This is a genomic window from Sphingomonas sp. BAUL-RG-20F-R05-02, assembly GCF_022662305.1.
Classification (GTDB): Bacteria; Pseudomonadota; Alphaproteobacteria; order Sphingomonadales; family Sphingomonadaceae; genus Sphingomonas.
Genome location: NZ_JAKNQH010000005.1, coordinates 154,901 through 172,035, shown reverse-complemented (window position 1 = coordinate 172,035; position 17,135 = coordinate 154,901). Strand labels below are relative to the sequence as shown.

17 protein-coding genes are annotated in these 17,135 nt (G+C 65.6%); 10 read left to right on the top strand and 7 right to left on the bottom strand.

Annotation, left to right across the window (positions count from 1 at the left end; genetic code table 11):
• The first annotated feature begins 75 nt into the window (after positions 1-75).
• The 3 genes from L8F97_RS12930 (at position 76) to L8F97_RS22845 (ending at position 4,434) form a co-directional block, all read left to right on the top strand.
• Complete coding sequence (locus L8F97_RS12930; protein ID WP_242150616.1) at positions 76-534, top strand: hypothetical protein; 459 nt, start codon at positions 76-78, stop codon at positions 532-534.
• A 94-nt stretch (positions 535-628) separates the two neighbouring features.
• The gene (locus tag L8F97_RS12925) at positions 629-2,116 is read left to right on the top strand and encodes a DEAD/DEAH box helicase (protein WP_242150613.1); all 1,488 of its coding nucleotides are present in this window, start codon (positions 629-631) and stop codon (positions 2,114-2,116) included.
• Positions 2,117-2,442: 326 nt separating this feature from the next.
• Positions 2,443-4,434, top strand: a complete 1,992-nt coding sequence (locus L8F97_RS22845) for an acyltransferase family protein (protein ID WP_242150610.1) — start codon at positions 2,443-2,445, stop codon at positions 4,432-4,434.
• Here the strand turns inward: L8F97_RS22845 and L8F97_RS12915 are convergent.
• Both L8F97_RS12915 and L8F97_RS12910 read right to left on the bottom strand, forming a co-directional pair.
• Positions 4,400-5,035 carry a glutathione S-transferase family protein gene (locus L8F97_RS12915; RefSeq protein WP_242150606.1) on the bottom strand — a complete coding sequence of 212 codons (636 nt, stop codon included), beginning with the start codon at positions 5,033-5,035 and terminating at the stop codon, positions 4,400-4,402. The two genes, L8F97_RS22845 and L8F97_RS12915, sit on opposite strands and share 35 nt — an antisense overlap.
• Positions 5,036-5,070: 35 nt before the next feature.
• Positions 5,071-5,946, bottom strand: a complete 876-nt coding sequence (locus L8F97_RS12910; protein WP_242150603.1) for a dienelactone hydrolase family protein — start codon at positions 5,944-5,946, stop codon at positions 5,071-5,073.
• A gap of 107 nt (positions 5,947-6,053) precedes the next feature.
• Here L8F97_RS12910 and L8F97_RS12905 point away from each other — a divergent pair, with 107 nt between their 5' ends.
• The 5 genes from L8F97_RS12905 (at position 6,054) to glpX (ending at position 10,198) form a co-directional block, all read left to right on the top strand.
• Positions 6,054-6,842 (top strand): energy transducer TonB, encoded by a 789-nt coding sequence (locus L8F97_RS12905; RefSeq protein WP_242150600.1) that lies wholly within the window; start codon positions 6,054-6,056, stop codon positions 6,840-6,842.
• Positions 6,843-6,898: 56 nt separating this feature from the next.
• Positions 6,899-7,564, top strand: coding sequence for a pyrimidine 5'-nucleotidase (locus L8F97_RS12900; RefSeq protein WP_242150597.1), 666 nt, complete (start codon positions 6,899-6,901; stop codon positions 7,562-7,564).
• A complete protein-coding gene (gene dapD / locus L8F97_RS12895) occupies positions 7,561-8,382 on the top strand; it encodes a 2,3,4,5-tetrahydropyridine-2,6-dicarboxylate N-succinyltransferase (RefSeq protein WP_242150594.1) in 822 nt (273 codons plus the stop codon). The genes L8F97_RS12900 and dapD overlap by 4 nt, the downstream gene beginning before the upstream one ends.
• The gene (locus L8F97_RS12890) at positions 8,382-9,137 is read left to right on the top strand and encodes a glutaminyl-peptide cyclotransferase (RefSeq protein ID WP_242150591.1); all 756 of its coding nucleotides are present in this window, start codon (positions 8,382-8,384) and stop codon (positions 9,135-9,137) included. The genes dapD and L8F97_RS12890 overlap by 1 nt, the downstream gene beginning before the upstream one ends.
• A gap of 92 nt (positions 9,138-9,229) precedes the next feature.
• A complete protein-coding gene (gene glpX / locus L8F97_RS12885) occupies positions 9,230-10,198 on the top strand; it encodes a class II fructose-bisphosphatase (RefSeq protein WP_242150588.1) in 969 nt (322 codons plus the stop codon).
• A 60-nt stretch (positions 10,199-10,258) separates the two neighbouring features.
• On the opposite strand, the gene L8F97_RS12880 is transcribed toward glpX, so the two are convergent.
• A complete protein-coding gene (locus L8F97_RS12880) occupies positions 10,259-10,753 on the bottom strand; it encodes a GNAT family N-acetyltransferase (protein WP_242150584.1) in 495 nt (164 codons plus the stop codon).
• A gap of 103 nt (positions 10,754-10,856) precedes the next feature.
• Here L8F97_RS12880 and L8F97_RS12875 point away from each other — a divergent pair, with 103 nt between their 5' ends.
• Complete coding sequence (locus tag L8F97_RS12875; RefSeq protein ID WP_242150581.1) at positions 10,857-12,731, top strand: CocE/NonD family hydrolase; 1,875 nt, start codon at positions 10,857-10,859, stop codon at positions 12,729-12,731.
• A 251-nt stretch (positions 12,732-12,982) separates the two neighbouring features.
• Here the strand turns inward: L8F97_RS12875 and L8F97_RS12870 are convergent, their stop codons facing one another.
• Together L8F97_RS12870 and L8F97_RS12865 are read right to left on the bottom strand one after the other, a co-directional pair.
• The gene (locus L8F97_RS12870) at positions 12,983-13,756 is read right to left on the bottom strand and encodes an ABC transporter permease (RefSeq protein WP_409929042.1); all 774 of its coding nucleotides are present in this window, start codon (positions 13,754-13,756) and stop codon (positions 12,983-12,985) included.
• Positions 13,753-14,688 carry an ABC transporter ATP-binding protein gene (locus L8F97_RS12865; RefSeq protein WP_242150578.1) on the bottom strand — a complete coding sequence of 312 codons (936 nt, stop codon included), beginning with the start codon at positions 14,686-14,688 and terminating at the stop codon, positions 13,753-13,755. Before L8F97_RS12865 ends, L8F97_RS12870 begins: the two co-directional genes overlap by 4 nt.
• Before the next feature lie 201 nt (positions 14,689-14,889).
• On the opposite strand from L8F97_RS12865, the gene L8F97_RS12860 reads away from it, so the two are divergent.
• Positions 14,890-15,042, top strand: coding sequence for a hypothetical protein (locus L8F97_RS12860; RefSeq protein WP_242150574.1), 153 nt, complete (start codon positions 14,890-14,892; stop codon positions 15,040-15,042).
• A gap of 4 nt (positions 15,043-15,046) precedes the next feature.
• On the opposite strand, the gene L8F97_RS12855 is transcribed toward L8F97_RS12860, so the two are convergent.
• Complete coding sequence (locus tag L8F97_RS12855; protein ID WP_242150571.1) at positions 15,047-15,769, bottom strand: DsbA family protein; 723 nt, start codon at positions 15,767-15,769, stop codon at positions 15,047-15,049.
• On the bottom strand, positions 15,766-17,121 hold the full coding sequence (locus L8F97_RS12850; protein ID WP_242150568.1) for a M48 family metalloprotease: 1,356 nt from the start codon (positions 17,119-17,121) through the stop codon (positions 15,766-15,768). The genes L8F97_RS12855 and L8F97_RS12850 overlap by 4 nt, the downstream gene beginning before the upstream one ends.
• Positions 17,122-17,135 lie beyond the last annotated feature (14 nt).

Below are 17,135 nucleotides of genomic sequence, written 5' to 3'. Positions count from 1 at the left end.
ACGTGCGGGTCCGGCGGCACGGATCAGGCGAGTTCATCGTCCGTTCAAGCGCCATTGGTAACCCATATCAGGTTGATGTCGAATTCGGTCGTTTCCCTTCTCGCCGTGCTTGCGCTGGCGCCCGCCACGGCGGTGGACCAGCCGCGTCCGCATGCGTTCGACCGGGTTGAGCTGGCGCAATATACGTTTCACTCGCGCATCGTCATCCGCATCCCGCGCATGTTATCCGAGCGACACGAACGCGCCGAGCGGCCGGTCAAACTGGAAGAGAAGAAGGGGCCGAAATGCGTGCCGCTCACCATGCTTGAGCGCGCGGTGATCACCGGCCCCGGCAGCATCGACCTGCTGCTGGAAACAGGCGAGCGGATCCGTGCGCATCTTGACGACGATTGCCCGGCGCTCGATTTCTACCCGGATCTGTACCTGCGCTTGCCCGACGACGGCATGATGTGCGCGGCGCGCGACGCGATTCGCTCGCGTTCCGGGGGTGTTTGCGCGATCAAGACGTTCAAACGGATCGTCGAGAAGCGATAACCCGCGTTTTTCTTGACATTCGCGCGCTAATCCGCAAGCCCTAACGATACTTGCGAGCGCCCGCGCGGTCTTGCGCCAAGAATCCGGAATCTACATGACCTTTGCCGATCTCGGCCTTTCCGACGAACTTCTCTCCGCGGTAACCGAGTCCGGTTATACCGAGCCGACTCCGATCCAGGCGAGCGCGATCCCCAGCGTCCTGATGGGCAAGGATCTCGTCGCGATCGCGCAGACCGGCACCGGCAAGACGGCCGCCTTCGTGCTGCCGATGATTGACATCCTTGGCGAAGGTCGCAGCCGTGCACGCATGCCGCGCTCGCTGATCCTCGAACCAACGCGCGAACTCGCCGCGCAGGTCGCCGAGAATTTCGAGAAATACGGCAAGAACCACAAGCTTTCGATGGCGCTGCTGATCGGTGGCGTATCGATGGGCGACCAGCTCGCCGCGCTGGAAAAGGGCGTCGACGTGCTGATCGCCACGCCGGGCCGGCTGATGGACCTGTTCGGGCGTGGCAAGATCATGCTCAACGGCTGTTCGCTGCTGGTGATCGACGAGGCAGATCGCATGCTCGACATGGGGTTCATCCCCGATATTGAGGAAATTTGCACCAAGCTGCCACCCGCGCGCCAGACACTGCTGTTCTCGGCGACGATGCCGCCGGTCATCAAGAAGCTCGCCGACAAGTTCCTCGACAATCCCAAGACGATCGAGGTCGCGCGCCCCGCTACCGCCAATATCAACATTCGCCAGTGGCTGGTGCCGGTGAGCGGATCGAAGAAGCGCGAAAAGCTGATCGAGCTGCTGGAGATGGAAGAGGTCGCCACCGCGATGATCTTTTCCAACCGCAAGACGACCGTGCGGGAACTCAACAAGTCGCTGCAGCGCGCCGGCTTCAAATCGTCGGAGATCCACGGCGACATGGAGCAGCCGCAGCGGCTCGCCGAACTGGAGCGGTTCAAGAAGGGTGAGGTCACGATCCTCGTCGCCTCCGACGTCGCCGCGCGCGGGCTCGATATCAAGGGTGTCAGCCACGTGTTCAACTATGACGCGCCCTGGCATCCGGACGATTATGTCCACCGCATCGGTCGCACCGGCCGCGGCGGTGCGACCGGCGTCGCCTTTACCTTCGCGACCGCCGAAGACGCCGAGAACATCGACAATATCGAGAAACTCACCGGCCTGAAGATCGAGCGCTACGAAGGTGCCGCCGACGAAGCGCCGGCTGAAGGTGCCACGCGCAAGCGGACGCGCGGCAAGCCTGTGAAAAAGGCCGAAGCGAAGCCCGCGGCGAAGCCCGAAACCGCGCCGGACGCACCGCGTGCGGAACGCCAGCCGCGTACGGAGCGCGACAAGCAACCCGCGCGTGAAGAGCGTCCTGCGCGCGCTGAACGTCCTGCGCGTGAGGAGCGGCCGGCCAGCGATGCCCGTCCCGCACGCGAAGAGCGCGCGTCTCGCGACACGCGGCCGCCGCGTGATGATCGCAGCGCCCCCCATCGTGATCGGCGCGAGCCGAACGACGGGCCGGATGAGGGCTGGAACGGTCCGCTGCCGGACTTCCTGAACGCGCGCATCTTGCTGTGAAGGCGGCGGCATCGAGCCGCTACCGCACGGAGTTGTTTCCCGCCACCGCGCTGGGCGCGCACTAGTCTAACGATCTGGCGTCGCCCGATGCGCAAACTGCGCGAAATTAGCGCGGTTTTGGTGGCATTGCGTTCTGCGCCATGCCCTTCTGTGAAATACCCGCATTGTTCGGGGCCGAAGATCTCCGGACTTAGCGGGAACGGGTTCGACTTCACAACGGCGCGCAGGCACCAGCTGCGACCCGGGGTCGTCGGTAGGCGGGGGCCTTCCGACGACCGCCGCCGATCGTTGAAGAACGGGCTCCCCCACGATCGAAGGGGGACAGCGTGAAACAGTATCGGACCGACATCGACGGCCTGCGCGCGCTCGCCGTCATTCCCGTGGTGCTGTTTCACATCGGGTTTGCGGGGCTGTCCGGCGGCTATGTCGGCGTCGACATCTTCTTCGTCATATCCGGCTTCCTCATCACGATGAGCCTGGACGAAGACATCCGCGCCGGCAGCTACAGCATTTCGCAATTCTACGTGCGCCGCATCCGTCGGATCTTTCCGGCCTATTTCGTGCTGATCTGCATCGTCTCGCTGTTCGCGGCCGCGCTGCAACTCCCCGCCGACCTCAAGGATTACGGATCGAGCATGGCCGCAACCAGCGTCTATGTGTCGAACATCAGCTTCTGGCTCGGCAGTGGCGATTACTTCGGCCTGAAAAGCGAATTTCAGCCGCTGCTCCACACCTGGTCGCTGTCGGTCGAGGAGCAATTCTACATCGTCTTTCCGCTGCTGCTGATCGTGGCGTCGCGGGCCGGCAGCCGCACGTGGATGAAGCTTGCCGTCGCGCTGTGCTTCGCCGCATCGCTGGCGCTCAGCATCCGTGGCACGCAGGCGACGCCAGTCGCGGCCTTCTATCTGCTGCCGACCCGCGCGTGGGAATTACTGGCCGGCTCGCTGCTCGCGCTCGGCGTCGCGGGCGTACCGCGCAGGGCGACGACGGCGGAGGTCGCCGCGCTGGCCGGGCTACTGCTGATCGTTGCGCCGATCGTTCTTTATACGGCGCAAACGCCGTTCCCCGGCCTCGGCGCGATTCCGCCGGTACTCGGCGCGGTGTTGATCCTGTACGCGGGCATGGGGGATCAGCAAACGACAGTAGGGCGGCTGTTGTCGCATCCCGCACCGCGTTTCATCGGGCTGATCAGCTATTCGCTGTATCTGTGGCACTGGCCGATCATTGTGTTCGCCCGCTACGTTTTCCTCGATCTCGACCTATCGCTCAAGCTGGCGATTCTGCCGCTGGCGATCGTTATCGCAACCCTGTCATGGCGCTTTGTCGAGCGGCCGTTCCGTCGCCCGATCTCGCCGTTCGCGCCGCGACGACTGTTCGCCACCACCGCCGCGCTCACCTGCGGGATCGCCGCAATCGGGCTGGTGTTCGCGCGCGACGGCCTGCCGTGGCGGATCTCGCCCGTGATCGTCGCAATGGCTGACAAGGCGACCTATCAGGGCCCGCCCCGCACCTGCGGCGGCGCTTATCAGAAGCGCCGCACGCTGGCGACGCTGTGCGTGCGCGGCACGCCCGGCGTTACGCCCGATCTGCTCGTGATCGGCGACAGCCATGCCGACGCGCTCGCGCAAAGCGTGTTCGAGGCGGCAGACGAGGCGGGCCATGCCGGCTATCAGATCAGCGATACGGGCTACCGGCCGCTGCTCGGCTACGCCAAGGTTGGGGAGGAGGCAAAGTACCGCTATCTCAACCGCCTTGCCGTCGCGCTGCTCGACAGCCATCCGGCGGTGCGCACGATCGTCATTCCGGCCTATTGGCATCAGGCGGTGAGCATCGACAGCTACGTCGGTCCTGGTGACACCCGGGTTGCCGGCGCGGTGGGGGTGGAGGCAGGGTTCGCGGCGCTGCTGAAGCGATATCCCGACCGCCGCTTCCTGTTCTTGTTGCCCGCCGCACATTCGCTGACCTTCGGTGGCGACGCCGCCGCACGCGCCACTTTGTTCGGCCGCGCCCCTTTCCACCCGTCCGTGCCGCGCGCCCTTTTCGACGCGGAGCAGGCGGAGTACGCGCCCATCCTCGCCCGCCTGAAGACGGACCCGCGCGTACACGTACTGCGCATGAGCGACACTTTATGCGACGCTACGCTCTGCCACGGCGATCTGGCCGGCGCGCTTGCCTATTCAGACGACAATCACCCGTCCTACGCCGCCGCCGAACGGGTCAAGCCTGCGCTAACCCGCTATTTCCGGCACGGTACGCAGGCGGTGCAGGTCGCGGCCGCGCGTTTCACCCTGCCGCCGTTGCTTCTGCCGCCGCTATAAGCGCATCGTCGAGCGCCGACGCACGCCTGAACGCCTCGCGTGCGTAGACGCGCTCGGAATAGGCGGCGAAGGCGGGTCGAGCCTCCAACATCCCGAACTGCAGCATGAAGCCGATCTGTGAGCCGACATACACGTCGGCAGCGGTGAACGCGTCACCGGCTACGTAGTCTCGGCCGGTTACCGCCGCTTCCAGCGTGTCGACGGTCTGCTCGAAACAGCCGTAGCCAGCCATGCGCTTTTGGCGATCGTCAGGCTCTACCCCCATCGACTTGTTGGTGAACGCCTGTTCGACCGGCCCGGCGGCGAAGAACAGCCAGCGGTAATAGTCCGCCCGCTCGCCCGGCGGCGGCGCCAGCCCGGCGCCGGGAAACGCGTCGGCGAGATAGGCGCAGATCGCCGCGCATTCGGTCACGACCTTGCCGCCGTGGACGATCGCCGGCACCTTGCCCATCGGGTTGACGGTCAGATACTCCGCCCCTTTCATCGACGATGCATAATCGAGCACCACCGTTTCGTAGGTCGCACCGACTTCCTCCAGCATCCAGCGCGCGATCCGCCCGCGTGACCTGGGGTTTGTGTAGAAAATCAGATTGTTCGCCATCGGTTAGCCTCCCTGGTAGGTCCGTTTGCCGGCACTCAGCCGTCGATATGGGTGTGCAGAAATTCGAGCGTCCGCTCCCACGCCAGCGTCGCGGCCGCCGCATTGTAGCGATCGGCCGCCGTGTCGTTGTTGAACGCGTGATCGACGCCCTCATAGGTGTATTCCGTGACGTCCTTGGCCGCCGCTTTCAGCGCCGCCACCCACGGCACGCCGGTGGCCGCGACGCGCGCATCCTTGCCCGCGTAATGGAGCAGCAAGGGCGCGGAGACCTTCACCGCCTCGGCCGGATCGGGCGCCGGCCCGTAATAGGCCACCCCCGCCGCCAGCGCATCACCCGCCGCCACCGCCACGCGGTTGACGAGCGCCCCGCCCCAGCAGAAGCCAACCACCGCGACCTTGCCGTTCCCGCCCGGCCGCGCCCGCATCGCGCCGATCGTGCCCACCGCCTCGCTGGTAATCGCGGCGAGATCCGCCTTGGCGATCATGTCGCGCGCCTTATCCTCGTCGGATGGCGTGCCGCCCTGATCGCTCAGGAAATCGGGTGCGACCGCGCGAAACCCGGCCAAAGCGAAGCGCCGTGCGACATCTTGGATATGCGGCGTGAGCCCGCGATTTTCGTGAAATACGATGACGCTTCCGAGCCCGGTCTTGCCCTTAGGTGACGCGAAATAGCCGGTGAGTTTCTTGCCCGGTCCGACACCATAAGGCTCCGTCACGATATCCAGCGTCGGATCGGTTGCATCGGTGATCGCGGCGGCCGCGGGCGACGCAGCGATACCCGCGATCAGCAGTTCCGCCGCCGCCACCGATCCGGTCAACGCCACCATGTCGCGCAGCAACGCACGGCGGTCGCGATGTTCATGGGTAAAGGCATCGTAAAGCTGGATCGCTCGGTCGCGAAACTGGGTCATGCGGCAGGCTCCTGAACGAATCGGCTGGACGAACGATAACCGTCGCGCGCTACAGCCGCAAAGCCGGCGGGAACTTACGCCGGGCAAACGAGGTTGGGACGCGGGCAATGACCACATACCGTGCCAGCAACGACAGAAAGGTCGGCGCCGCGATCGCGGCGGCGGTGCTGCAGGTCGGGCTGGGCTTCCTGCTCATCAGCGGCTTCACGGTGAAGATCCCACATGTGGTCGAGCAGGATCTCAAACTGTTCGGCGTCTCGCCACCCGCGCCGCCCCCGCCGCCGCCACCTCCCCCACCTCAGCCGCGCCCCAAGCTGACGCGGCACGAGGCCGCCGCTGCTGCACCACCCAACATCCGTTCCAAGGCGACGGAGGTCGTCGCGCCACCGCCGCGCATCCCCATGCCGGTGCCGCCCCCCGTCGTCGCCGCGCCGATCGCCGCGACGGGCAATCAGGCGACCTCGGGCGCAGCCGACAAGCCCGGCATCGGCACCGGCGCGGGCGGCAGCGGTCAGGGTACCGGTAGTGGCGGCAGCGGTGATGGCGACGGCGGCGGCGTTGCGGAAGAGGCGTATCAGAAGAGCGGACGGATCCGCGGTTCGGACTATCCCAGGAGTGCACTTCGCGCGCGGATCGGCGGTACGGTGTACGTCAGCTACACCGTCGAGATCGACGGGCGCGCGACGGGTTGCACGATCCGGCGGAGCAGCGGCAACCCGGATATCGACGCGACCACCTGCAACCTGATCGAACAGCGTTACCGCTACGAACCGGCACGCGACGCGCACGGCCGCAAGATCCGCTCCCGCGTAGAGAACCAGGACCATACCTGGGTGGTCGGGCACGACGACGACGATGGCGGCGATCGGGATCGCGATAACCGCGACGACCGCTGACCGTCGGCTCCACGCCAGCTTGCCCCCCGCCCCGCCCCGGCCTAGAGCGCGCGGGCATGCACCAGCGCCTCGCCCATATCCGCAACTGGATCTTCGATCTCGACAACACGCTGTATCCGGCGAGTGCGAACCTGTTCAGCCAGATCGACGCGAAGATGACCGGCTACATCGCCGCGCGTTTCGGCGTGGACCGCGACGAGGCGTACCGCATGCAGAAGCAGTATTTCCTCGGCCACGGCACCACGCTCGCTGGGTTGATGGCCGAGCATGAGGTCGACCCGCACGACTTCCTCGACTTCGTCCATGATGTCGAGATGGATGTGCTGGAGGAGAACGCCCCGCTTGCCGCTGCGATCGCGCGGCTGCCGGGGCGCAAGATCGTCTTCACCAACGGTGAGCGCCTGTATGCCGGACGTGTGCTGGAGCGGCTCGGCCTATCGGAAAGTTTCGAGGCGGTGCACGACATCCACGCGATGGACCTGATCCCCAAACCGCAAGCCTCGGCCTATGCCGGGCTGTGTGCTGCGTTCGGCATTGACCCCAACCAGTCGCTGTTCGCCGACGACATGGCGCGCAATCTTGCGCCCGCCAAGGCGATCGGCATGGCGACGGTATGGGTCGATAACGGTTCCGAACAGGGGCATGACGCCGACCGCGACTTCATCGATTTCACCTGCACCGATATCACGGCTTGGCTGCACGACATTCTGGAGGACCAATGAGCGACCTGCAAACGACCATCGAAGCGGCATGGGACGCGCGGGACACGATCGGTTTCACGACCGGCGCGCCGGTGCGCGATGCGGTCGAAACCGCGCTCGACCTGCTCGATAGCGGCAAGGCACGCGTCGCCGAACCGCAGGGAGACGGCTGGGTCGTCAACCAGTGGCTCAAGAAGGCGGTGCTGCTGTCGTTCCGCCTCAACGACAATACCCTCATCGAAGGCGGCGCGGCTGGCGCTCCGGCGTTCGACAAGGTGCCCTCCAAATTCGCCGGCTGGGGTGAGGTCGAGTTCCGCGCCGGTGGTTTCCGCGTCGTACCGGGCGCGGTGGCGCGACGCGGCGCGTTCATCGGCAAGGGGGCGATCCTGATGCCGAGCTTCGTCAACATCGGCGCCTATGTCGGTGAAGGGACGATGGTCGACACCTGGGCGACGGTCGGATCGTGCGCGCAGATCGGGCGGGGCGTCCACCTGTCGGGCGGCGCGGGCATCGGCGGCGTACTCGAACCGTTACAGGCGGATCCGGTCATCATCGGCGACGGCGCGTTCATCGGCGCGCGCGCGGAAGTGGCGGAGGGCGTGCGCGTCGGCGAAGGCGCGGTGCTGTCGATGGGCGTGTACCTCGGCGCCTCGACCAAGATCATCGACCGCGCCACCGGCGAAGTCCACATCGGTTCGGTACCGCCCTATGCGGTGGTGGTACCCGGCTCGATCGGCGGCGGCGACGGTAAGCCGGCTTTGTACTGTGCGGTCATCGTCAAGCGGGTGGACGCGCAGACCCGCTCGAAAACCAGCATCAACGAGCTGCTGCGCGACTGATGCGCACGCTAGCCCTTCTTGCCGCGCTCGTCGCAGCGCCGGCGCTGGCCGATCCGTTGCCGCTCGACGCGGCGAAGGTGATCGCCACCTACCCGCATGATCGCGGTGCCTATACCGAGGGCCTGTTCTACCGCGACGGCAGCCTGTTCGAGAGTACCGGCATGGAGGGCCGCTCGTCGATCCGCCAGGTCGACATCAAGACCGGCACCGTGCGGCGCAAGATCGCGACCCCCGCGTCGGAGTTCGGCGAGGGCATCGTTGATGACGGCGACCAGATCATCAGCCTCACGTGGAAGAACGGCCACGGCTATCGCTGGAGCCTCGGCGGTTTCAAGCGGCTCGGCACGTTCAACTACACCGGCGAAGGCTGGGCGCTGACCAAGGATGCGCACCACCTCATCATGTCGGACGGCACGCCGGTGCTGCGTTTTCTCGATCCCAAGTCGCTGCGCGTCGTCAAGCGGCTGAAGGTAACCGCCGACGGCAATCCGGTCGCGAACCTCAACGAACTCGAATATGTCGATGGCGAAATCCTCGCCAATGTGTGGATGACCGACATCATCGCGCGGATCGACCCCACAAGCGGCCATGTGATCGGCTGGATCGACGTGAGCGCGCTCACCAAGCAGGCGGATGCTGGCGGCGGCGATGCCGTTGCCAACGGCATCGCGTGGGACGCCAAGGGACGCCGGCTGTTCGTGACGGGCAAGAACTGGCCGGTTTTGTTCGAAATCGCCCCGCCGCATGCCAGATAGCGGCACGGCGGATCAACATCTGGACGCGATCACCTCGACAACATGACCCGCGTTGCCTATCCGCGTGCGAAACAAACAGAGGAAGCCAGCCTATGTCGACCGTCAGCAACGTCCTGGACCGCGTCCTCGTCCTCGAAATGGTACGCGTTACCGAGGCGGCGGCGATCGCCTGCGCCCCGTTGATCGGCCACGGCGACGAGAAGGCGGCGGATGCGGCGGCGGTGGATGCGATGCGCACCGCGCTCAACGAACTCTACATGGACGGCACCGTCGTGATCGGCGAGGGCGAGCGCGACGAGGCGCCGATGCTGTACATCGGCGAGAAAGTAGGCTCGGCGATCGGCAAGGGACCGAAGATCGACATCGCGCTCGATCCACTCGAGGGCACCACGATCTGCGCCACCGCCGGGCCAAACAGCCTCGCTGTGCTGGCGATCGCCGAGGAAGGCATGCTGCTCAACGCCCCCGACGTGTACATGGACAAGATCGCGGTCGGCCCGGGCTATCCCGAAGGCGTGATCGATCTCGACAAGTCGCCGAGCGAGAACGTCCGCGCGCTCGCCGCCGCCAAGGGTGTCGAGCCTTCGAAGATCATGTGCTGCGTGCTCGATCGCCCGCGCCACCAGAAGCTGATCGCAGAGTTGCGCTCGCTCGGCTGCGGCGTGATGCTGATCGGCGACGGCGACGTGGCCGGCGTGATCGCCACCACCAACCCGGACACCAACATCGACATCTACATGGGATCGGGCGGCGCGCCGGAGGGTGTGTTGGCGGCGGCGGCGCTGCGCTGCGTCGGCGGCCAGTTCAAGGGCAGATTGTTGTTCCGCAATGACGACGAGCGCGGCCGCGCCGCCAAGTGGGGCGTGACCGATCTCGACAAGCAGTACGACCTCACCGAACTCGCCAAGGGCGACTGCATCTTCGCGGCGACCGGCGTGACCGACGGGTCGCTGCTCGCCGGCGTGAAGCGGAAGAAGGGCGTGTTGACCACCGAGAGCGTGGTGATGCGCGCCTCCTCCGGCACGGTGCGCTGGGTCAAGGGCGAACACCGGGTCGGCTAATCCCGCCAGCGCGCGGCATTCCGGCGCGAGCCGGGGTGCCGCGCGCCCAGGCGGCGGTCGTCAGACGCTGCGCTGCATGAACAGCACGTCGAGCGAGCGTCCGAACTTGATGCCGACGTTGTTCAAGCGTCCTGCTTCCGCAAAGCCAAGCTTCGTGTGCAACGCGACCGATGCGGACTCCGGCCCGCCGATCACCGCCACCATTTCGCGGAAGCCCGCAGTCGGCGCGGCGGCGATCAGCGCCGCGAGCAGATATGCGCCGACACCCGACCCCCGTGCATTTTCGGCGATGTAGATGCTGTCCTCGCACGTCGTGCGATATGCCTCGCGGTCGCGAAACTGCGCCGCATAGGCATAGCCGATCACACGCCCCCCTCTTTCCGCGACCATAAACGGCCAGCCGTTCGCGGCGATATCGGCGATCCGGCCGCGCCAATCCTCGATCGAGACCGGCACCAGATCGAACGTGCCGGTACCGTGCAGGACATGATGCGCGTAGATCGCCGCGATCTCTGCCGCATCGTCTTCCCGCACCGCCCGACACGCCAAGTCCATTTTCGGCATATTCCCTCGCGCTTCAATCGTCGCGGCCATAGCATCGGCTTTACCTGCGCACACCGCCCCGGCTAAGCTTTCGCCAAATTGCGAAAGATTTGTGATGCGCCACCGCTTTCTGATGTTGCTTGCCGCCGCCGCCCTGCCCGCACTCGTTGCGGCGCGCCCGCAGGCGGCGCCGGTCGCGGCCGAAGCACCGGATGCGCCGTTCACATATCAGAAGCTGATGGTGCCGATGCGCGACGGCGCGAAGATGGAAACCGTCATCATCCGCCCGCGCGACCAGAGCGGCCCGCTGCCGATCCTGCTCCAGCGCACGCCCTATGGCGTACCGGCGTCCGCGCCCGGCAAGGTGCCGGGAAGCTGGGCCTCGCTGGTCAAGGACGGCTATATCTTCGTGTTCCAGTCGATGCGCGGCCGCTTCGGATCGGACGGCAATTTCACGCTGTCCACCGCCGTCCATCCGGCCGATCCGAAGGCGGTGGACGAGGCCACCGACGCCTATGACACGATCGACTGGCTCGTGAAGAACGTGGCCGCCAATAACGGCAAGGTCGGGATGTGGGGCGTGTCCTACCCCGGTTTCGCCGCTGCGGTCGCCCTCGCCCACCCGCACCCGGCGCTGAAGGCGGTCAGCCCGCAGGCGGCTTGGATCGACTATTGGCAGAACGACGATCTTCACCGTAACGGCGCGCTGCGGCTCAGCTACACCGCCGACTGGGTATCGAGCCTGCAAGTCGACAAGACGCAGAACAAGCCGTTCGATTACGGCAATGTCGATACCTACGAGTGGTTTCTCGCGCTCGGCCCCGTGGAAAATCTCGACAAACGCTACTTCCACGGCAGTGTGCCAATGCTGACCGCGCTGCTCGATCACCCCAATCACGACACCTTTTACACGAGCCAGAACTGGACGGCGGCACTCGGCAAGACGACGGTGCCGACGCTCAACGTCGCCGGTTTCTGGGATCAGGAGGACCCGTGGGGATCGTGGCAGATTTACCAGAAGCAGCAGGCCAACGACCCCGATCATCTCGCGCAGATGGTGGCCGGCCCGTGGGCGCACGGCACCTGGCAGGGCAAGATGGACGCGCTCGGCAACATCCCGCTCGGTCGCGATACCGGCGCCGAGTTCCGCGACCAGATCCAGACGCCGTTCTTCCGCTACTGGCTGCACGGCACCGGCGAGCGGCCGTCGTTCGAGGCGAAGATGCTGCAATCCGGCTCGAACCTGTGGAAGACCTATCGCCACTGGCCGCCTGCGGGGGCGACGCCGACCAATCTGTTCCTTCACGCCGATGGCTCGCTCAGTTTCACCGCGCCCGCAAAGACTGAGGCGTGCCGCGACTACGTCTCCGATCCCGCCAACCCGGTACCGTTCCGCGAACGCCCGATCTCCCCCACGTATCCGCGCCCGGAATGGCGCTGGTGGGAGAGCGCCGATCAGCGCTTTGTCGATCATCGCCCGGACGTGCTGAGCTATGTCAGCGCACCGCTGGAGGCAGACCTCACCGTCACCGGCAAGCTGGCCGCGACGCTGTTGGCCAGCACCAGCGGCACCGACAGCGATTTTGTGGTGAAGCTGATCGACGTGTTGCCGCAAAACTATCAGCAGTTCGACATGGACGCGCCGCTCGGCGCCTACCCGCGCCAGCTCAACGGCTATGAATGGCCGATTGCGATGGAGGTGCGGCGTGGCAAGTTCCTGGCCAGTGACGTGACGCCGCGCGCGCTCACCCCTAACAAGGTGGTCGCGTGGGACGTACCGCTGCGCGACCACGACCATGTCTTCCAGAAGGGCCACCGCATCATGGTGCAGGTCCAATCGAGCTGGTTCCCGGTGATCGACCGCAACCCGCAGACGTTCGTGCCCAACATCGCGCGTGCCAAACCGGCCGATTTCGTAAAGGCGACTCAACGGGTTTGCGCGGGATCGCGGGTGACGTTGCCGGTGATGGGGAGCGAGCCGCGCTTGTAGCGCGGCGATCGCGCCAGCGACGCGAACCGCCGGCCGGCGCGGGCAAGGCCCGCGTCCGACGACACGAGCTTTGCCCGTGATGCGTGCGTTGTGCTCAACCTTTGCGCGGTAGCTGCTTGGAATACTCTTACTCCGAGCCTCAGGACGTCATGGGAGTGAATCCCATGACGTCGGACGCGGGCGTTGCCCGCGCCGGCCGGCCCGTCGCGTCGCTCGCGCGAGCGCTGCGCAGTGTGCGCCGCTCGCTTGGGCTAGGCCTTGAGCCGCCACCCCGTCCGGAAGATCAGCGCGATCGCCACCAGACATGCCACCATGAACGCCGCCGTCACGCCAAGGCTCAGCGCGATGCTCACGTCACCCTTGTCGAAGAAGCTCCAGCGAAACCCGCTGATGAGGTACACGACCGGGTTGAACAGGCTGACCGTCCGCCACGGCTGCGGCAGCATGTCGATCGAATAGAACGCGCCGCCTAGGAACGTCAGCGGCGTCACCAGCAGCGCCGGCACCACCGAGAGTTGCTCGAACCCGTTCGCCCACACGCCGATGATGAAGCCGAACAGGCTGAACGTCACGCTGGTCAACACCAGAAACGCGATCATCGCCAGCGGGTGCGCAATGTGCAGCGGTACGAACAACGTCGATGTCGCGAGGATCAGCAGACCCAGCACGATCGACTTGCTCGCCGCCGCGCCGACGAACCCCGCGACCATCTCCATCGATGTCACGGGCGCGGACAGCAATTCGAACACGGTACCGGTAAACTTGGGGAAGTAGATCCCGATCGACGCGTTGGAGATGCTCTGCGTCAGCAAGGACAGCATGATGAGCCCCGGCACGATGAAGCTGCCGTAACCGACGCCGCCGACCGTGCTCATCCGCGAGCCGATCGCGCCGCCGAACACGACGAAGTACAGCGATGTGGTGATGACCGGCGTGGCGATGCTCTGCCATACGGTGCGCAGCGAACGCGCCATCTCGAAACGGTAGATCGCCCAAATGCCGTGATGGTTGATGCCGCTGCTCACGCCGCCTGCTCCTTGCGCTCGACCAGATCGACGAAAATGTCCTCCAGCGACGATTTGCTCGTTTCCAGATCCTTGAAGCCGATCCCCATCTCGGCGAGCTTGCGCAACAGCGAGGGGATGCCGGTGCGTTCGGCCTGTGCGTCGAACACGTAGCGGAGCGTCGCGCCGTCATCCTCCAGCGCAAGATGCCATTCGGCCAGCGCCTCCGGGAGCGCCGCCATCGGCTCCTGCAACGCGATCAGCATCTGTCGCTTGCCGAGCTTCTTCATCAGCTCGGTCTTCTGCTCGATCAGGATGATTTTGCCCTTGTCGATCACGCCGACCCGGTCGGCCATCTCCTCGGCCTCCTCGATATAGTGCGTGGTGAGGATGATCGTGGTGCCCTTGGCGCGCAGCTTGTGGACCAGCTTCCACATGTCGCGGCGCAGCGCGACGTCCACGCCGGCGGTCGGCTCGTCGAGGAACAGCACGTCCGGCTCATGGCTCAGCGCCTTGGCGATCAGCACGCGGCGCTTCATGCCCCCCGACAACTCACGGATGCGGGCATTCCGCTTGTCCCACAACGACAAGTCGCGCAGCACCTCTTCGACATAGGCGTCGTGCCCGGCCTTGCCGAACAGGCGGCGGCTGTAGCGGACGCTCGCCAGCACCGTCTCGAACATGTCGACTGACAGTTCCTGCGGCACAAGCCCGATCACGCTGCGCGCAGCGCGGAAATCGTGGATGGCGTCATGCCCCATGACGGTGATCGTGCCGGTTGATGGTGTGACGATGCCGCAGATGATGCTGATCAGCGTGGTTTTGCCGGCGCCGTTCGGGCCGAGCAGCGCGAAGATCTCGCCTTTGTTGATCTCAAGATCGACGGGTTCGAGCGCGCGGTGGCCCGAGGCGTACGTCTTCGAGACGCCTCGAACGGACAGGATCGGTTGCATGTGCTTCCCCTTGTGCGCGCAAAATAGGAACGCTGTTGCGGTGCCGCAACGGGTACCACCAAGCCGGCCGGGATAAAGCGCAACACCTCTCCCATCGCATCCTCACACGGGAAGCGTGGTGAAGCGCGCGTTAACTGCGACTTGTCGTGCGATGCGACGTTTACCGGGGCCTAAGCGCTTTGACCAACACGGGAGGGATCGATGATGACCCTGGAAGACATGATCATCCTTGCGCGCCGCTCACGCGAATGCGCCGAACGCGCGCGCCAGGAAGAGCAATTCTGGGAAAGGTTGATCGCCGAGCGGCGCCGGACCGCCAACGATGCAACGCCGCCCTGCGCCGCCGTTGCGTAAACGATCAGCCGCCGGCGCGCGCCTGCGCCACCAGCTTCTGTAACGTCTCCAGCGGCAGCGCGGACGACACGACATGGTTGCCGATCACCCAGCTAGGCGTTCCAGTCATGCCCAACTGCCGCGCGATCCCCATGTTTGAGGCGATCTCCGCATCCGCCCGCGGCGTGAAGGCCGCCGCCTTGGCAGTGTCGACCCCCGCGATCTTGGCCGCCGCCGCGATCGACTGATCGCTGACTTGCCCGCCGGCATAGAGTGAATCATGAAACGCCTTGAACTTGCCCTGCGCCGCTGCGGCAAGGCTCATTTGTGCCGCGCTGGCGCTCGATTCCGCCAGCACCGGAAACTCGCGAAACACGATGCGCAGCTTCGGATCGCTTTGCAGCAATTGCGCGATGGCCGGCAGGCTGGCCCGGCAGTAGCCGCAATTATAGTCGTAATATTCCGCGATTGTGAGATCGGGATGTGCGCTCCCGGCCCACGCACTACCGACCGGCTCAAGGATGGCGGCGCGATTGTCGGCGATGGTCTTGGCATGTTCCTTGTCGCGAAGCGCATCCATCGCAGCCGGCAGAACCTCGGGGTGCGCGAGCAGATAGTCGTGTACGACCTGCTCGATCCGCGCCTGATCACCCGTCCGGCCCACGAATTTGCTGCTTCCCAGATACACAACAGCGCCACCGATCAGAGCACCAAACAGCACGGTCAGCAGGAGAGTCAGTCGGGTCATCGGCGCTTCTTATACTTGTTGGGATTGTCTTGGATATCGTTCATCGACGTCATCGCGATGTCCTGCGCGCGGATCCAGTCGATGCTGTTGGGCGGCAACCCAGCCATCGCGGCGCGCGCGCTATAGGCGGCGCGCGGCACGTCGCCGGTCAGGCTCGCCTGCTCAGCACTGGCGAGCAGCGCGCGCGGTTCGTCGCCGGACAGTTCGTAGGCGGTGCCAAGCTGGTACCATGCGAACGGATTGTCGTCGTCGCGCGCGACCGCCGACCGCAACACCTTCACCGCCTCGGGATAATAGGCCTTGTCCTCGGTCGCGATCAGCGCGTGGCCGAGCGTGGTGGCGATCAGCGGCGCGGTACGCGTGAGCTCGGTCGCCTCGCGCAGCGGCGCCAGCGCGTCACGCGGTTTGCCCGCTTCGAGCAGGATCTGCCCGCGCACCTCGAGGAAATACGGATCGTGCGGCTTGAGCGCGAGCAGCGCCCTGGTCTCCGTGTCGGCTTTGTTGGGATAGCCCGCCTTGTGCCACGCATAGGCACGCGCGTAATGGCCGTACTCCGATTGATCGCTCTGCGGGTAGGCGTTGAGCGTCGTCTTCGGATCGGAAACGAAACCGAACAGCTTCGCCTTCACACGCTTGAACCGCTCCTCCAGATCGGGGTCGGGCGGGTTGTTGTAGGCGGGGGACGCGACCACGTCGGCGGTCAGCGTCGCGACCCGCTCACCGCTGAGCGGGTGGCTTTGCGCATAAGGGTCGATGTTCTGCAGGCCGACCGCATATTCCTGGCTTTGCAGTTTCTTGAAGAAGGTCAGCATGCCTTTGCCGCTGATTCCCGCCTGCCGCAGGAACTTGGCGCCGGTCGCATCCGCGGTCGATTCCTGCACGCGGCTGAACGCGGCCGCCTTGTACCCGGCGGCGGTCTGGCCGGCCGCGAGGATGCCGGCACCGGCATCGCCCGCACCCGCTGCCATTGCCGCGATGCCGAGCACCAGACTGAGAATCGAAATGCCGAGCGCGGGGCGGTAGCCGGCATCCGCCAGCACGACGTGACCGTCGGCGACGTGGCCAAGCTCGTGTGCAATCACGCCCTGCACCTGGTTGGCGTTATCCGCAGCGGCGAGCAGTCCCGAATTGACATAGACGACCTGCCCGCCGGCCGTGAAGGCGTTGATCGAATCATCGTTGATGAGGATCACCTTGACGGTGTTGGGCGACAGTCCGGCGGCGACGATCAGCGGCCGGGACATGTCGTTGAACAGCGCTTCGGTCTCGGCATCGCGCAGGATCGACTGTGCGGCGGCAGGCTGTGCCCACAGTAACAGCGCGGTGACGAACCCGGCGACGAGGCGTTTCATGCGAGACATCGATC

What these genes read in the sequence shown, in the direction of transcription:
- L8F97_RS12915 (WP_242150606.1), bottom strand. Translation starts at nt 5,035, where the DNA reads ATGGCGAACAATCTGATTTTCTACACAAACCCCAGGTCACGCGGGCGG.
- L8F97_RS12860 (WP_242150574.1), top strand. Translation starts at nt 14,890, where the DNA reads ATGATGACCCTGGAAGACATGATCATCCTTGCGCGCCGCTCACGCGAA.
- glpX (WP_242150588.1), top strand. Translation starts at nt 9,230, where the DNA reads ATGTCGACCGTCAGCAACGTCCTGGACCGCGTCCTCGTCCTCGAAATG.
- L8F97_RS12875 (WP_242150581.1), top strand. Translation starts at nt 10,857, where the DNA reads ATGCGCCACCGCTTTCTGATGTTGCTTGCCGCCGCCGCCCTGCCCGCA.
- dapD (WP_242150594.1), top strand. Translation starts at nt 7,561, where the DNA reads ATGAGCGACCTGCAAACGACCATCGAAGCGGCATGGGACGCGCGGGAC.
- L8F97_RS12880 (WP_242150584.1), bottom strand. Translation starts at nt 10,753, where the DNA reads ATGGACTTGGCGTGTCGGGCGGTGCGGGAAGACGATGCGGCAGAGATC.
- L8F97_RS12890 (WP_242150591.1), top strand. Translation starts at nt 8,382, where the DNA reads ATGCGCACGCTAGCCCTTCTTGCCGCGCTCGTCGCAGCGCCGGCGCTG.
- L8F97_RS12850 (WP_242150568.1), bottom strand. Translation starts at nt 17,121, where the DNA reads ATGAAACGCCTCGTCGCCGGGTTCGTCACCGCGCTGTTACTGTGGGCA.
- L8F97_RS12910 (WP_242150603.1), bottom strand. Translation starts at nt 5,946, where the DNA reads ATGACCCAGTTTCGCGACCGAGCGATCCAGCTTTACGATGCCTTTACC.
- L8F97_RS12905 (WP_242150600.1), top strand. Translation starts at nt 6,054, where the DNA reads ATGACCACATACCGTGCCAGCAACGACAGAAAGGTCGGCGCCGCGATC.
- L8F97_RS12925 (WP_242150613.1), top strand. Translation starts at nt 629, where the DNA reads ATGACCTTTGCCGATCTCGGCCTTTCCGACGAACTTCTCTCCGCGGTA.
- L8F97_RS12900 (WP_242150597.1), top strand. Translation starts at nt 6,899, where the DNA reads ATGCACCAGCGCCTCGCCCATATCCGCAACTGGATCTTCGATCTCGAC.
- L8F97_RS12865 (WP_242150578.1), bottom strand. Translation starts at nt 14,688, where the DNA reads ATGCAACCGATCCTGTCCGTTCGAGGCGTCTCGAAGACGTACGCCTCG.
- L8F97_RS12855 (WP_242150571.1), bottom strand. Translation starts at nt 15,769, where the DNA reads ATGACCCGACTGACTCTCCTGCTGACCGTGCTGTTTGGTGCTCTGATC.
- L8F97_RS12930 (WP_242150616.1), top strand. Translation starts at nt 76, where the DNA reads ATGTCGAATTCGGTCGTTTCCCTTCTCGCCGTGCTTGCGCTGGCGCCC.